The sequence below is a fragment of the Bradyrhizobium sp. CSA112 genome, assembly GCF_029051645.1.
Taxonomy (GTDB): Bacteria; Pseudomonadota; Alphaproteobacteria; order Rhizobiales; family Xanthobacteraceae; genus Bradyrhizobium.
On sequence record NZ_JAACFS010000022.1, the window covers coordinates 83,571 to 98,914 of the forward strand.

The 15,344-nt window shown below is 60.9% G+C and carries 16 protein-coding genes; 13 read left to right on the top strand and 3 right to left on the bottom strand.

All coding sequences use genetic code 11. The features are described 5' to 3' along the window. Positions 1-169 precede the first annotated feature (169 nt). A complete protein-coding gene (gene phaZ / locus GWE18_RS28160; RefSeq protein ID WP_275188950.1) occupies positions 170-1,393 on the bottom strand; it encodes a polyhydroxyalkanoate depolymerase in 1,224 nt (407 codons plus the stop codon). Between the two features lie 176 nt (positions 1,394-1,569). Here phaZ and GWE18_RS28165 point away from each other — a divergent pair, with 176 nt between their 5' ends. Further along, the gene (locus GWE18_RS28165) at positions 1,570-2,223 is read left to right on the top strand and encodes a glutathione S-transferase family protein (RefSeq protein WP_275188951.1); all 654 of its coding nucleotides are present in this window, start codon (positions 1,570-1,572) and stop codon (positions 2,221-2,223) included. 307 nt (positions 2,224-2,530) lie between these two features. Beyond that, on the top strand, positions 2,531-2,965 hold the full coding sequence (locus tag GWE18_RS28170) for a cupin domain-containing protein (RefSeq protein ID WP_275188952.1): 435 nt from the start codon (positions 2,531-2,533) through the stop codon (positions 2,963-2,965). 227 nt (positions 2,966-3,192) lie between these two features. Here the strand turns inward: GWE18_RS28170 and GWE18_RS28175 are convergent, their stop codons facing one another. Next, complete coding sequence (locus tag GWE18_RS28175) at positions 3,193-3,426, bottom strand: hypothetical protein (RefSeq protein WP_275188953.1); 234 nt, start codon at positions 3,424-3,426, stop codon at positions 3,193-3,195. Between the two features lie 197 nt (positions 3,427-3,623). Between GWE18_RS28175 and GWE18_RS28180 the strand changes: the two genes are divergently transcribed. Beyond that, positions 3,624-3,983: a hypothetical protein gene (locus GWE18_RS28180; RefSeq protein WP_275188996.1), complete on the top strand. Its 360-nt coding sequence runs from the start codon at positions 3,624-3,626 to the stop codon at positions 3,981-3,983. A gap of 14 nt (positions 3,984-3,997) precedes the next feature. Here the strand turns inward: GWE18_RS28180 and GWE18_RS28185 are convergent, their stop codons facing one another. Beyond that, the gene (locus tag GWE18_RS28185; protein ID WP_275188954.1) at positions 3,998-5,104 is read right to left on the bottom strand and encodes a mandelate racemase/muconate lactonizing enzyme family protein; all 1,107 of its coding nucleotides are present in this window, start codon (positions 5,102-5,104) and stop codon (positions 3,998-4,000) included. A gap of 173 nt (positions 5,105-5,277) precedes the next feature. Between GWE18_RS28185 and GWE18_RS28190 the strand changes: the two genes are divergently transcribed. From GWE18_RS28190 to GWE18_RS28235, 10 genes are all read left to right on the top strand, one after another. After that, entirely contained in the window at positions 5,278-6,114 is an 837-nt protein-coding gene (locus tag GWE18_RS28190; protein WP_275188955.1) for an AraC family transcriptional regulator, read from the top strand. Between the two features lie 295 nt (positions 6,115-6,409). After that, positions 6,410-7,336, top strand: a complete 927-nt coding sequence (locus tag GWE18_RS28195; RefSeq protein ID WP_275188956.1) for an SMP-30/gluconolactonase/LRE family protein — start codon at positions 6,410-6,412, stop codon at positions 7,334-7,336. A gap of 233 nt (positions 7,337-7,569) precedes the next feature. Beyond that, positions 7,570-8,163 carry a GNAT family protein gene (locus GWE18_RS28200; protein ID WP_275188957.1) on the top strand — a complete coding sequence of 198 codons (594 nt, stop codon included), beginning with the start codon at positions 7,570-7,572 and terminating at the stop codon, positions 8,161-8,163. A 25-nt stretch (positions 8,164-8,188) separates the two neighbouring features. Further along, positions 8,189-9,832: a GMC family oxidoreductase N-terminal domain-containing protein gene (locus GWE18_RS28205; protein WP_275188958.1), complete on the top strand. Its 1,644-nt coding sequence runs from the start codon at positions 8,189-8,191 to the stop codon at positions 9,830-9,832. 16 nt (positions 9,833-9,848) lie between these two features. Then, the gene (locus tag GWE18_RS28210) at positions 9,849-10,259 is read left to right on the top strand and encodes a hypothetical protein (RefSeq protein ID WP_275188959.1); all 411 of its coding nucleotides are present in this window, start codon (positions 9,849-9,851) and stop codon (positions 10,257-10,259) included. Positions 10,260-10,787: 528 nt separating this feature from the next. Then, positions 10,788-11,438, top strand: coding sequence for a glycerophosphodiester phosphodiesterase (locus GWE18_RS28215; RefSeq protein ID WP_275188960.1), 651 nt, complete (start codon positions 10,788-10,790; stop codon positions 11,436-11,438). Positions 11,439-12,137: 699 nt separating this feature from the next. Continuing rightward, positions 12,138-12,602, top strand: a complete 465-nt coding sequence (locus GWE18_RS28220; RefSeq protein ID WP_275188961.1) for a cupin domain-containing protein — start codon at positions 12,138-12,140, stop codon at positions 12,600-12,602. Between the two features lie 498 nt (positions 12,603-13,100). After that, positions 13,101-14,120 (top strand): tryptophan--tRNA ligase, encoded by a 1,020-nt coding sequence (gene trpS / locus GWE18_RS28225; protein ID WP_275188962.1) that lies wholly within the window; start codon positions 13,101-13,103, stop codon positions 14,118-14,120. 234 nt (positions 14,121-14,354) lie between these two features. Further along, positions 14,355-14,651 carry an HU family DNA-binding protein gene (locus tag GWE18_RS28230; protein WP_057850035.1) on the top strand — a complete coding sequence of 99 codons (297 nt, stop codon included), beginning with the start codon at positions 14,355-14,357 and terminating at the stop codon, positions 14,649-14,651. Positions 14,652-14,977: 326 nt separating this feature from the next. Beyond that, on the top strand, positions 14,978-15,337 hold the full coding sequence (locus tag GWE18_RS28235; RefSeq protein ID WP_275188963.1) for a hypothetical protein: 360 nt from the start codon (positions 14,978-14,980) through the stop codon (positions 15,335-15,337). Positions 15,338-15,344: the final 7 nt, after the last annotated feature.

A 15,344-nucleotide genomic window follows, 5' to 3' on the forward strand; every position in this document is an offset into this window, starting at 1 on the left:
GCGCGAGGGGAGAAGCGGCTAGAGCCGCTTCTCCGTCATTGCGGCCGTAGCCCGGATGGAGCGCAGCGAAATCCGGGATCGGTCTCAACGCAGAGGGATTCCCGGATTATGCTTGCGCTCCATCCGGGCTACGGGCTGTTTCAGTTGCGAAGGGAACAGACCATCCATCTCACGAATTCACGTGCACGAAATCCCGCAGCAGCGGATAGATCTCGTTGTTCCAGCGCCTGCCGGAGAACACGCCGTAATGGCCGACGCCGGCCTGCATGTGATGCACCTTGCGATAGGCGCGCACGCCGGTGCAGAGGTCCTGCGCCGCCAGCGTCTGCCCGATCGAGCAGATGTCGTCCTTTTCGCCTTCGACCGTCATCAGGCCCATGCGCCTGATCGAGGCCGGGTTCACCGGCCGGCCGCGATGCATCAGTTTGCCTTGCGGCAACAGATGCTCCTGAAACACGTCGCGCACGGTCTCAATGTAGAATTCCGCCGGTAAATCCATAACGGCGAAGTATTCGTCGTAGAAGGTCTTGATGACCTCGGCCTTCTCCTTCTCGCCCTTTGCGAGATGATTGGCGAGGTCGATATGCTGCTTGATGTGGCGCTCGAGATTCATCGATACGAAGGCGGTGAGCTGCACGAAGCCGGGATAGACCTTGCGGAACGCGCCCTTGCACTGCACCGGCACGTAATTGATCAGGTTTTTTTCGAACCAGTTGATCGGCTTGCTCCTGGCGAACTCGTTGACCTTGGTCGGCTGGATCCGCGTGTCGATCGGCCCGGCCATCAGGGTCAGCGTTGCGGGGCGGGCCGGATGGTTGTCTTCCGACATGACCGCGGCCGCAGCCAGCGCTGATACCGACGGCTGGCAGATCGCCACCATGTGCGCGCGCGGACCGATCTTGTCGAGGAAGCTGATCAGATGGTCGGTGTAATCCTCCAGCCCGAACCGGCCGGCATGAAGCGGAATGTCGCGCGGATTGTGCCAGTCGGTGATGTAGACGTCGTGGTCCTGCAGCAGCGTCTTCACGGTACCGCGGAGCAGCGTCGCGAAATGGCCGGACATCGGCGCCACCAGCAGCAGCCGCGGCTGCTCCGGCGAGTTCTCTTTCTTGAAATGCAGCAGCGACCCGAACGGGGTGGCGAAGGTGACTTCCTCGGTCACCTCCAGTTCCCGGTTGCCGACCAGCACGCTGTCGATGCCATAGGCGGGCCGGTGATAGGTGAGGGAGGAGCGCGAGATCAGCTCCAGCGAGGCGGCCAGCCGGCCAAACAGTTTGTCGGAGACGCCCTGCGGCACGAGGTTGAGGTACTTCAGCGCCGATGCCGCCCCGGTCCGCCATGGCGACGTCAGGTCCATGTGGTTCTGATAGGCCTGGTACATCATTGACATCATTCACATCAGCCCCTGTCCCGTGATGCCATGCAATATCGACGCCAGAGCCGGGCTGGCCGCCTCTAAAACTGGCACGTGGCTTGCTGTATAAATGCCCGACGCACAGGCATTGGGCGCCGGCGCGGCCGGCCGCCCTTGCCTGGCAAAGGCGTCTTGGGGGTTCGAGGGAAGGCCATATGGCGAAGACGACACTGACCATTTCCAGCAAGAATTATTCGTCCTGGTCGCTGCGCGGCTGGCTGCTGGCGAAATTCTCGGGGCTGGAGTTCGAGGAGGTCATCACCGCCCCGGACGATGCCTCGGCGCGGGCCGAAATCCTGCTGCTGTCGTCGTCGATCCTGGTGCCGTGCCTGCGCCATGACGGCGCCACCATCTGGGATACGCTGGCGATCGCAGAATACCTCAACGAGGTCAGGCCGGACGCCGGCCTGCTGCCGGCGGACCGTATCCGGCGCGCGCATTGCCGCTCGATTTGCGGCGAAATCCATTCGGGGTTCACCACGCTGCGCGCCTCGCTGCCGGTGAACCTGAAGGGCCATTTCCCGGGCTTCAAGATCTGGTCGCGCGCGCAGGCCGATATCGACCGTATCTGCACCATCTGGCGTGAATGCCTCGCGGTATCAGGCGGCCCGTTCCTGTTCGGCGAGCGCACCATGGCGGATGCGATGTACGCGCCCGTCGTCACCCGTTTCATGACCTATGACGTAAAGCTCGAACCCACCCTCGCGGCCTACGCCAGTACCATCATGGCGATGCCCGAGATGCAGGAATGGATCGAGGCCGCCAAGGCTGAGCCTGCCGATATCGAAGAGCTCGAGGTCGAATATTAGGCAAGCCTGGCGAGGCCTTGGCCGTTTGACGAGCCCATGCAACAGGCAGGCTTTGCCCAAGCCGGTGCCAGCCATGGCCGGCGCGGCCCGGAGTTGGGCCGCTTTCCGTAAGCCGCTGAAACCGGATTCCCGTCTCCAACCAAGCGGTTTTGTGTGCCGATGCCGGCGCTGTCGCCGCAGCGCAGTGCGGCTGGCGCGGATTTCGCATAGCAACATGCAGCCGTGAACGCGATGATGCGACGCTGCCGAAAATTTAGACGCGCTTCGCACGGTCGCGATCTCGCGAACAAGAACCGTGGAGGCTTCGATGAATCAGCACGCCGTCGTCAGCAAATTCTCTCACGTCAAACCCGGCGATACCGACTTCACGGGCGGAGGTCTGCGCGACTTCTTCCTGTATCGCGATCTCGGCATCGCCGATGCTACCGGCGGGCAGGTGATCTGCCATCTGGTCAAAGCCAATCCAGATTTGCCCCCCGAGCAAGGCACCGGGTGGCACAAGCACTTATGCGATTTTCAGATCGTGATCATGACCAAGGGCTGGGCGCGCTTCATGTATGAGGACAAAGAGACCCTGGTAGAGGCCGGAGACGTCATTCATCAGCGCCCGGGCATCACCCACTATTTGTTCGATTACTCGAAGGACATGGAATACCTGGAAATCGTAAGCCCCGCCGATTTCAAGACCGTCGATGTGCCGCCGGCTACAGACAAGGTGCCGCCGGTCACTCCCTGGAAGTGACTGTTATGTCGTCTCCCGAGGAATTAACCCTTGTCGTCGGTCGCTGGCTGCTGCCGATTGTTTGGGTCCTTGATATGGTGCGTCGCCTGGGATGGCAGCCGACATCTAGCCGTGAACAAGGGAGTACGGCGCTAAATCAGTGATTCGGGCGCGGTTCGTTCCACCGCTGTTCCGAACCTTAAAGACACGCACGCGAATCGTCGCATTTTGACACAATCGCGGGCTCGTCAGGCTCTGTCCCCGGCATTTTCAGGTCGGGCGCGCGGCAGCCGCCAGCCGACGACCGTGGCCTCGACCATGCCGCCGGTCCTGTCGTTGCGCCATTGACCATCGATCCAGCGGCAGGCGAAGGGCAGTTGATAGGTTCCGCTGTGATCTTCGCAAAGAACTTCTACCGGCAGGTTCGGCGGCGGGTCCCCGTTCCCGTCGAACTGCGCCAGCCGCTTTTCACGCGTTGCCATATAATCAATCTCCACTGCCGCGGCCGTTTGAGGTTCGCGGCAAAATCTATCCACCGTTAACGGAGCGAAGCACAACGCCTGAATGAGGTATCAGTATGGTATCACTGGGGTCGGGAGCCTGCCTCGCGCAAATTGCCGTGATAGATGTTCCCGTGCGGGAGATGCTTTTGAAGCGAGGAGTTTTGATGATTGCCACGATGGCCAGGATCATTTTCGCTTTCGCGCTGCTGATGGTCTCATCGCCGGCGACCGTTCATGCGCAGGACGTTCCCGGCATCGAGATCTGCACCGTGGAAAAAACCATGGAGCGGCGCACCTCTTGCCTGCAGAGCAATGTCGACTTCCTGCAGAAGACGATCACCAAGCTCACCGCCGACCATCAGCAGAAGGTTGACGCCGCCAACCGGCAGATCGAGGCGCTGAAGGGCGCGGTCGTGAGTTTGCAGAAGGTCGTTAGTGAACTGCAGTCGGCGCAGAACAAGGCGGCTGAAGATGCGAAGAAGGCCGCAACGCCCTCGGTGAAGGATGCCGCGCCTGCAAAGGACGGCGCAAAGTAGCTGCGGTCACGCCCTCACGACACGCGGTATTGCTCCATGACGGCCTTGTCCGGTTCATAGCCGATACCGGGCCCCTGCGGCGCCTCGACATCGCCATTGGCATCGACATCGATGCGGCCGCGCCAAAGACATGCGGCGCGCTTCATAGAGAACACCTCGACGAAGCTCGCGTCGTCGCGCAGCGACATCAACTGCAGCGTCGCCAGGAAGCCCGGCCCGAAATACGGTGAGTGCGGCGCAAGCCTGACGCCGAGTTCGTCGGCTAGCGCTGCGACCTTCAAATATTCGGTGATGCCGCCGACCTTGATGACGGAGGGTTGTGCATGGCTCACTGCGCCGGCCTGCATCATCTGCCTGAACTGATGAACCGTGCAGGCATTCTCTCCGGCCGCAACATTGAGCCCGCCTTTGGTTCGCACCTCGGCCAGCGTTGCAAAATCTTCCGGCGGCCAGACCGGCTCCTCGAGGAACATCGGCGCGGCGTCGCGGCAGGAGTGCGCAAACTCAATCGCATCCTCGCCATTCAGCGGACAGTTCAGGTCGACCATCAGCGGAATGCCGGGGCCGATCGCCCGCCGCGCGGCGAACACGGCAGGCGTTGTGGTCTCATGCAATTTGATCGCCTTGTAGCCCTGCCGCAGCGCGGTCTCGCATTCGCGTGCGATCAGCTCGGGCTTGCCGATCCGCAGCAGGCTCGCATAGGCGGGAATCCGCGTCCGCCTGGCATCGCCGATCAGCCGGTGCAGCGGCACGCCCTTCGCTTTGGCGGCAAGGTCCCACATGGCGATATCGAGCGCCGATATCGCGAACATGGTGATGCCGTAGCGGCCGAATAGATGCAGGTTGCGCTGGATCTGTTCCATGAAAGCAGGAATATCAGCGGCCTCGGGCACCTCGAGGCCCTGCGCCTGCGGCGCGATCATCTCCTCGATGGCCGTATGGCTCGTCCGCGGGCAGACATAGGCAAAGGCATCGCCCCAGCCGGTGATGCCGGCATCGGTGGAAACCTCGATCATGACGATTTCCAGCGCCGAAATGGCAGAAGCGCCTTGTTTGAAACTCGCGACCCCCGCGTCATAGGGAATGCGGATATGATGTGCCCGTACGTTGGTGATCAGCATGGTTGCTCCCCCAGAGGTGCCGACGGAACGGGTGGCATCATAACAAAAACGCCGGTTCCCGATATGGCTTGATGAGCGCCATGGTGCGCGGCAACAACTGAGAGCAAGGACTGTCAAGCGAAGCGCGCGGCATCGGGGCATGATGCGGGGGCTTCGCACGAGAGCTGTTGGTCATGAATCCGGCCCAGAAAGCGCTCTGGTACATTGAAAGCCATCTCGCCGAGCCATTGACGCTCGACGATATCGCTGCCATCGGCGGCGTCTCGCGCTTTCACATGGTACGGGCGTTTGCCGCGGCCACCGGGTTTTCGGTCATGCGCTATGTGCGCGCCCGCCGGCTCAGCAAGGCCGCACAGGCGCTCGCAGCAGGCGCCCCCGACATCCTGAGCCTCGCGCTTGAGGCGGACTACAGCTCTCACGAAGCTTTCACCCGTGCGTTCCGCGACCATTTCGGCGTCACGCCCGAAGCGGTTCGCGCCGCAACGTGCCTCGATCGTCTCAAGCTTCAGGAGCCCATCGTCATGGATTCAACCCTGCTCGACACTCTCAAGCCCCCGCGTTTCGAAACCTCCAAGCCGTTGCTGATCGCCGGCATCGGCGAGCGCTGCACGCATGAAAATGCCGGTGCAGGCATTCCCAACCAGTGGGAGCGGTTTCACCAGAAGGTCGACGCCATTCCCGCGCGGATCAGCAAGGTCGCGTACGGCGTCTGCTGCAACGGCGACGATGCGGGGAATTTCGACTACATCGCCGGCATCGAGGTCGCCGACTTCTCCGACCTGCCGCGCGAGTTTGCGCGCGTGCGGATTCCGGAAGCAAAATACGCGGTGTTCACCCACGCCGAGCACATCTCTACCATCCGCCGCACCGTCAACACGATCTGGAATCACTGGTTGCCGATATCAGGCATGAAGGCGGCCGACGCGCCGTTCTTCGAGCGATACGACGAGAAGTTCGATCCCGCCACGGGCAATGGCGGGCTGGAGATCTGGATTCCGGTGCGCGAATAGGAAAGGGTAGCCGTAGGATGGGTGGAGCGACTTGTCCGCCGTAGCTCAAAGAGCGAAGGCGGATGCGATACCCATCATCCCTTGCGGGCCGCGATTTGATGGGTTCGCTTGCGCTCTACCCATCCTACGCTGGCGTCGGACCAAACCTACCGCAATGCTGCCCTGCGCAACGCGAACGGCCGCGGTTGCTTGGCAAGCGATATCGACTTTGCCATAACGAACGCGACAAGAACCGTTGCGCGTGCGGGATCGAGCCAAAAATCCGCCTGCAGCCAGAAGCAAGCCAGGAGGATTCATGGCCGATATCCGCGTTCTCGCCACCGATCTGGAGTTTCCGGAAGGCCCTGTCGTCATGCCCGACGGCTCGGTGGTGCTGGTCGAAATCCGGGCCAAGCGGCTGACACGGATTTATCCGGACGGGCGGAAAGAGGTGGTCGCTGAAATTCCCGGCGGCCCCAATGGCGCGGCGCTCGGGCCAGACGGCAAGATGTACATCTGCAACAATGGCGGCTTTAGCTGGATTCCCACCGGCAAGATGATCATGCCGGGGCCGCAGCCTGAGGATTACCTCGGCGGCTCGATCCAGCGGATCGATCTGCAGAGCGGCAAGGTCGAGACCGTCGTCGACAAATGCGGCGAGCACGCACTACGGGGCCCCAACGACCTCGTGTTCGACAAGCACGGCGGCCTCTGGTTCTCCGATCTCGGCAAGCGCCGCGCCCGCGAGATGGATGTCGGCGCGTTCTACTACATCAAGCCGGGCATGAAGGAGATCGTCGAAGCCGTGCACGGCGTGCTGCCCGCCAACGGCATCGGCCTGTCGCCGGACGAGAAGACGGTCTACATCGCGGAGACGCCGACGGCGCGGCTGTGGGCCTATGAGATCTCCGAGCCGGGCACTATCAAGCCGCGCGAGGTGATCTATCGCGGCGAGCGCGGCAAGCCGATCGCAGGCCTCGGCGGCTACCAGATGTTCGACTCGATGGCGGTTGAGGCAGGCGGCAATGTCTGCGTGGCAACGCTGGTCTCCGGCTGCATCTCGGTGATCGCGCCCGACGGCACCCTCGTCGAGCAGGTGCCGACCGGTGACCGCGTCACTACCAATATCGCCTTCGGCGGCCCCGAGCTGAAGACGGCGTACATCACGCTGTCGGGCAAGGGCGAACTGATCGCGATGGACTGGGCGCGGCCGGGTCTGGCGCTGAACTTTTTGAACAAGTGACGATTGCGCCAAAGCGCAATCGTCATTCCGGGATGGTCCGAAGGACCAGACCCGGAATCTCGAGATTCCGGGTCTGGTGCTGGCGCACCATCCCGGAATGACCACGGAGAGAGGATAACCCTCATGGTGAGGAGCGCGGAACGCGCGTCTCGAACCATGAGGCCACAGACGGGCCTTCATCCTTCGAGACGCCGCTTCGCGGCTCCTCAGGATGAGGAGAGGGAGTATTTCAAATGGCCTTTCTTGAACCGGTTACCCTTCAAGGCGCATACGCGCGGCTTGAGCCGTTGTCGCACGATCACGTCGACGGGCTGGTGGAGGCGGTCAGCGACGGCGAGTTGTGGAAGCTCTGGTACACCTTCATCCCGACCGCCGAAAACATGAAAAAGGAAATCGACCGCCGCCTTGGCCTGTTCGCGGCCGGCTCGATGCTACCGTTCACGGTATACGATGCCGACGGCAACGTCGCGGGCATGACGACCTATATGAACGTCGATGCCCCCAACCGCCGGGTCGAGATCGGCTCCACCTGGTACGCCAAGCGTGTGCAGCGCAGCGCGCTCAATACACAGTGCAAATTGCTGCTGCTGACGCACGCCTTCGAGCAACTCAATTGCATTGCGGTAGAGTTCCGCACGCATTTCTTCAATCACCAGAGCCGGCGCGGCATCGAGCGCCTGGGCGCCAAGCAGGACGGTATCCTGAGAAGCCACCAGATCGCGCCGAACGGCACGTTGCGCGACACCGTGGTTTACAGCATCATCGCCAGCGAATGGCCGACCGTGAAGGCGCATCTCACCTATCAACTCAACGAAAAGCCGCGGTAAGTAAAGCCGCGCCAGAAAAGAGACGATGGAAACGTTCGATTATGTGATTATCGGCGCGGGCTCAGCAGGCAGCGTGCTCGCCAACCGGCTTAGCGAAGATTCTACCGCCCGCGTCTGCGTACTGGAGGCGGGGCCGAGCGACTGGCATCCCTACATCCATCTGCCTGCCGGCTTCATCAAGACGTTCCACATGAAGAGCGTCAACTGGGCCTACAGCCAAGAGCCGGGGCCGTGGACCGGCGGGCGCAGCATCTACGCGCCGCGTGGCAAGACGCTGGGCGGATCGTCGTCGATCAACGGCCATATCTACAACCGCGGCCAGCGCCAGGATTTCGACACCTGGGCGCAGCTCGGCAACCGCGGCTGGGGCTATCCGGACATACTGCCCTATTTCAAGCGGCTGGAGCGGCGCGTCGGCGAATGCGACGAAACCTATCGCGGACGCGAAGGCAGTCTCACCGTCACCACCATGGATTGGCAGGATCCGCTGTGCGAGGCCTTCATGGAAGGTGCCGTCAGCCTCGGTATCCCCAAAAATCCCGATTACAACGGCGCGATCCAGGAGGGCGTCTCCTACTGCCAGCGCACCATCCAGAACGGTCTTCGCATGAGCGCCGCGAAGGCGTTTTTGCATCCGGCGCGGAAGCGACCGAATGTCGATGTGCGCACGCATGCGCATGTCACCAACCTCATTTTCGAGGGCAAGCGCGCGGTCGGCGTGCGTTATCTCCGGGGCGGCAAGGGCGGCACGCCCGTCGAGGTGCGCGCCAACAAGGAAGTCATTCTTTCCGGCGGCGCCTATAACTCGCCGCAGGTGCTGCAATTGTCCGGCGTCGGCTCTCCCGAACTGCTGCAGTCGCACGGCATCGAGGTCCGTCACGCGCTGCCGGGCGTCGGCGAAGGCCTGCAGGATCACTACGCGCCGCGCTCGGTCGCACGCGTCAAGAACATCAAGACCATCAATGAACTGCGGCGCGGCCTGAGCCTGTGGGTCGAGGCGTTGAAATGGGCCACGACGCGGCGCGGGTTGCTGTCGCTGTCGCCGACCATGGTCTATTGCTTCTGGCACTCCGGCGAAACCACGGAAAGCTCCGACCTGCAGCTCACCTTTACGCCGGCGAGCTACAAGGAAGGCGTGCAGGGCCAGCTCGAGGACGAGCCCGGCATGACGGTTGCCTCATGGCAGCAGCGCCCGGAGAGCCGCGGCTATGTCCGCATCCGCTCCGCCGATCCGTTCGCGCCGCCGATCATCCAGACCAATTATCTGGTGGAAGAGATCGACCGCCGCGTCGTCGTCGCCGGCATGAAACTGGCGCGCCGGCTGCTCGCATCCAAGCCGCTCGCGCCATACTACGCCTATGAGGATTTCCCCGGACCCAAGGTCCAGAGCGACGATGAATTCCTCGCCGCCGCCACCGAGCGCGGCACCACCACGTTCCATCCCGGCTGCACCTGTCGCATGGGACCGGCGGACGCCAAATGGGCCGTGGTCGACGACCAGTTGCGCGTGCACGGGCTGCAGGGCCTGCGCGTCGTCGACGCCTCGATCATGCCGCGGATGATCTCGGCCAATCTCAACGCCTCGACGCTGATGATTGCCGACAAGGCGTCGGATATGATCCGCGGCAAGGCCGCGCTGGAGGCCGTCAGATTCCCGGTGTCGGCCTAGCATTGGCATGAGGAGCATGGCGTTCGCGATCAAGGCCGAGGTTACCGATCGGCGGCCGAAGACGTTCGCGTTGACAGCGCAAAAGACCATGTATGGCGGCAAGCATATCGCCGAAGGCGACACGGTTTTCGTGTTCGCGAGCGAGAACGAGGGCGGGCAGGGCCTTATCGCGCGCGGCGTTGTTATTTCAGCCGAAGCGATCGCCAGGAAGCGCGGCATCAACAGGCAAACACCACGTGTGAGCGTCACCATCAGACGCACCGCGCTCGCGAAGCGGCCGCTTGGGCGGAGCGAGCTCAAGCACTGCACCGACTGGAAAGACGGCCAGCCCGGGACCGAGCTCAATTTCAAGTTCTATCGTCAAGCAACGAACAAGATCGCCGGCATCTCGGACGAAGCGGCCGCGTTCCTCGACGAATTCTTCTAGGGGCGCGTGGACTCATAAAGGCGTAGATTTCCGTTTCTGACGGGATACTGTTGCAAAAGTCTTTTTGCGGGATGGGATTCAGGTTCTCCGAGCCGTAGGCGCGGCGATTGAAAAATGATGTGGGGGACCACGCCTCCATGCGCCAAACTCACTGGCGATTCCGGTAGCGAGTTTGAGGCCGCATTGATCGGCGACTATCGCTTGTTTCGTGCTTTGGCGGAAAACTAGCAGCAGCGCCTTTTGGGACTTTTGCAACACTATCGACGGAGAAGCGGACAGCTTACGATCAGTTGGAGTATTACCGCTCGTGACCCGAATGCGAGGTCCGGTGGGCTCTGAGATTGTCGGCTTGTAGGGGTAGGCCGGAAGCGACTGTCCGACTTTCCGAACAGCGCTTTTGCCCCAAAGCCGGCTGTTTCGGTGACGTCGCCTCTTGGCCCGACGCCAATCATGGGTCAACGTAGGGGCCGCGGGTCTCTCTGCGGGGAGATTGCATGGCGCGCGCAGCTTGGCTGTACGGACCTCGTCATGAAGCTTATTGCGCACCGTGGATGGTCCGCGGGTCCGGGTGAAAACTCGCTCGCCGCGTTCGCACGTGCCGCCCGTGACGGCAGAATATCTGGCGTCGAATTCGACGTCTGCCTTGCAGCGGATTCCGACACATTGGTGGTGTCACACGACCCGCCGCCTCATGTCGAGAATGCGCTTACCCTCGATGCGGCACTGTCGCTTCTTTCACCAACTGACCTTGACCTGTTTGTGGAGGTGAAGGAGACGGGACTTGCCTCTAGAGTCATCGAGAGGCTGGTTGCCAGCAACGTAGCCCGTCGCTCAGTCGTATTTGCCTTTGCCGCCGTCGCAAGATCCTTTCCGTGGGAGGGTGCGCGACCGGTGCGCCTGGGTATCATCGTCAAATACCCGTGGAACCTGAATCGTGCGGTGCGCAGGTATGCGCCGGATGTCCTCCTGCTCGGCTGGGACGCGCGCGCTTGGACGCGAGTCGCTTTTCGCGCCTGGTGGTCCGTTTTCTCACTTGAGCAGCTTGCGCGACGCCACCACGTGCCGGTTGTGGTAGGAATCGTGCAACGCATGGACGACCTTCATTGGCTCTCGCGGCAGCGCCTCTACGGGGTGGTTGCCGACGTCGGTCGCACTATCGGCGCGCAGCGCCAGACCTGATTAGGCCGGCGCAAACCCGTTCGTCGCCCGTGAACTATTCGAAAGCAGCTGACAAATCGGCTGATCTGGCGAGGGAAACCGGCTCTTTCGGTGACGTCGCCTTCTGGCTCACAGCCGAACCGCGCTAAAGCCCTTGTGACGTCGATTGTCAGCGGCAAACCGGACATCGATCCTTGCTCCCTTCCACCGCCGCTTTTGACCCAATTCAGACATTGGGGGTCCAGTTCGATCGCGTCCCGGTTTCCGTAAATGAGCTCAGCGGCCCGGCCACGTCTCACGATTTCGGCTGATGTGGGCTATGCGTCAATATGACCGGAGATCAGGCTTCTAGACGCCCTGTCCCAATCGAGGCATTGCTTCTAAAATAAATAGGTACAGGCTGATTTGTAAGAACTAATCCCAAAAGAACTTGTCCAGATTTTTTGTGGACCTCTGAAACGTCATCGGAGGGACCACCATGTTATGCTTGAGCAACGAAGCGTTATCGCTGGTCTCGGCGGAGTTCATCAGGCTACTCAGCATTCCCATCGTCGCGTGCTTCGCGCTGAGCCTTGCGGCGGCGACTGATCCCAACCAATCAAGCAAATCCATTCAATATCACCTCTGGTAAGGCCGTGCTCACGTTCCTGGCAGAACAGTGAGCCGAAGCGGTCGCAATAGCACTCTGAAAAATGGAGCAGCAAACGTAAGGAGAACCTCATGAAAAAGCTTCTGACCTTGGCAGCCTTGATCGCACTGGCGGGTTCGGCACTGGCGCAAGATGCCGTGACCATCGTCAAACCAGATGCGCTGACATGGAAGGACAATCCGAACATTCCGAAGGGTGGCCAAACCGCGGTCCTGGTAGGCGATCCAACGAAAGCTGGCAGCGTGGTGGTCCAGCGCGTCAAGTTTCCACCCAACTATAAAGTTCCGCCGCACACCCATCCCTATGCCGAGACCGTCACCGTGATCAGCGGTAGCGTCGGCTTTGGCATGGGCGAAAAATTTGACACTACGAAAGGCGAGGTGAGCAAGGCGGGTGCCTTGCACGCGCTGCCGGCAAAGCACGCTCACTATGTTTGGACGGGAAACGAGGAGGCGATCCTCCAAATTCAGTTCGTCGGCCCAGGAGGCATCGACTACATCGACCCGGCTGATGATCCCCGCAAGAAGACGCAGTGAAGCATACCAACTCTGATTTGCGAAGCGCGGTATCCATTACTGTTCGTGTCTGGAAACCGAGCCTCCTTGTCACCACTGCATGAAACCACCTCTAGACCGGCCCCGCTGCGGCCAAAGCCGAGCGGGGCCGTTGCATATTGAGCAGAGGCTTGCCGCTGCGTTTGCCTAAGCGGCAGGTCGGGTCCTGGCACTTTTCGGACCTGACAGACCGGACTGACGAAGTCCGTTTGTGGGGGCAAAGCAGACCTCGCCGATGCAGGCGTCCACTTCCGAAAATGGACCCATTTGAGACATCAAGCCGACTTGCTTTCCTCGGAAGTTTCGTCAGTATCGTCCGCATGACTGTCGTCGTGATCACGTTCGCGAACTTGTGGTGGCGCTCCACTTAGGAGCGGCACGGCTTTGTCATTCACCCAACCGTCGCCGCCGTTCATCGGCTTGCGAGGTTGCCTGCATCCACAGTCCGATTGAACGGCGGTTCCTATCTGGAGAACCGCGATGCAACATTTGTCCGCCACCCACCCTGTTATCTTGACCGGCGACAGAACCACCGGCCCGCTGCACCTGGGGCACTACGTCGGTTCGTTGAAGAACCGCGTCAGCCTGCAGACGACGCACCAGCAGTACCTGCTGCTTGCGGATGCCCAGGCACTGACGGACAACGCGCACAATCCTGGTCGAGTGCGTGACAATGTCCTTGAGATCGCGACAGACTACCTGGCTGTCGGGATCGACCCGAGCCGGACCACGATCTGTCTTCAATCTCATCTTCCCGCCCTGGCCGATTTGACCCTGCTGTACATGAACTTTGTCACGGTGGCGCGGCTTGAGCGCAACCCAACTATCAAGGACGAGCTTCAGGCGCGAGGTTTCGGCAGAGATATTCCTGCAGGGTTTCTCTGCTATCCCGTCGCCCAGGCCGCCGACATCACCGGCTTCAAAGCGACGATTGTCCCGGTTGGGGAAGATCAAGCTCCATTGATCGAGCAAGCCAATGAGGTTGTTCGCCGCATCAATCGCCAAGCTGGTTTTGACGTGTTGCCAGAAGCCCACGCGCTTATTCCTCGCATCGGACGCCTTCCCGGCATCGACGGCATAGCCAAAATGAGCAAGTCGCAGGGTAATGCTATTCAGTTATCAGCCACGGCCGATGAAATACGTGAGGCTGTCCGGCGTATGTTCACCGATCCAAACCATATTAAGGCATCCGACCCAGGTCGCGTCGAAAGCAACGTGGTCTTCACGTACTTGGATGCGTTCGACGAAGATCACGCTGTGGTTGAGGATTTGAAGGCACGCTATATCCGCGGCGGTTTGGGCGACAGCATTGTGAAGAAACGTCTGGATGATGTGCTGCAGGCACTTCTCGCGCCAATCCGAGACCGTCGCGCCGCACTTGCTCGTGATCCCGGCTATGTACTGCAAGTCGTCAAGCGCGGTACTGCGCGAGCCCGTGAGATAACAGATGCCACTTTGCGCGATGTTCGCGCCGCGCTTGGTCTATTCATGCTGAATTAATCGGATTGGGCCAGCCAGGGTATGTCCAGATTGGCGCATAGTAGCCAAATGAGAATAACACGCCGAGCTGCTCCTTGCGTTTTGGATCTCGATAGGTTTTAAGCCCGGTGACTTCATGACCACAGGTATGAACGAGAAGCGAACTGCGTGGCTTTGCTGCGTTTTAAGCAGAGTGACCGCCCCCGGTAGCTCATGCGCTTTAGCCTGTTCTGAGCCTCCACAAAGGAATCCATCATGGCCAAGATGACCAAGAATCAGTTGATTGATGCAATTGCAGAGGGAACGCAGGTTTCCAAGGGAGACGTAAAGGCCGTCATCGAGCAGATGGCGACTGTGGGCTATAAGGAACTGAATGAATCCGGCGAGTTCGTCATTCCTGGCTTCGTCAAAATGTCGGTCGTGAACAAGCCTGCTACTGAAGCCCGCAGCGGTGTGAATCCTTTCACGAAAGAGCCTATGGAGTTCGCGGCCAAGCCAGCCAGCAAGTCGGTCAAGGCGTCACCCCTGAAGGTTGCTAAAGACGCGGTTTGAACCGGGCGGATCGGTTGGGGCGTGTTCGTTCGCCAGAACTGTGGGCAAATTCCATCACACCCTGGACAGGCACCTCCACCCGCACACTATGCGCCCCGAGACGGAATCTCCAGAGGGCCTGGGGGCGCGCAGTCTCGCAAAGGCCATGCGGTGTAATGCCCGCGTGGCTTTTTGTCTTTATTGTCTGACCGCAAAGATAGAAATCCCCGGGGTGAACGGTCGCTTCCGCAGAGCGCTCGTCTCGCAAGCGGACCGGAAGCAGCTGCGCTGCACTGTGCACTCAGATTTGAATCGCCTCTCAACCGCCGGCCATCTATGGTGCACTTATGTCGCGCCTCGTGTTTCTGTCGATTGCTATCATCCTGTCGCTGCTGCCGGTCGTCGCGCCGGCTGAGCCGGTTCATAAACGGCCGGCGTCACGCTGGCACGGATACGGCTTCCTGCCGGGCTATCATCAACCGCCGAATAACAGCCTTCCAGCTTACTCCCGGAAAGCCGCGGCTTCGCGCATGGCGCGCCGCAACCAGCGCCCTTGGTATATCGATCCAACCCCAAGTTATTACGGGTACGATGGCGACTGGCACTATTTCGGCCGGCCTGGCTTTTACGGCGGTCGCTACAATGGCGGCAGCTTCGGCCCTTGCTGGACGCGGACGCCGATCGGCCCGATCTGGAATTGCGGCTAAGCTGTTG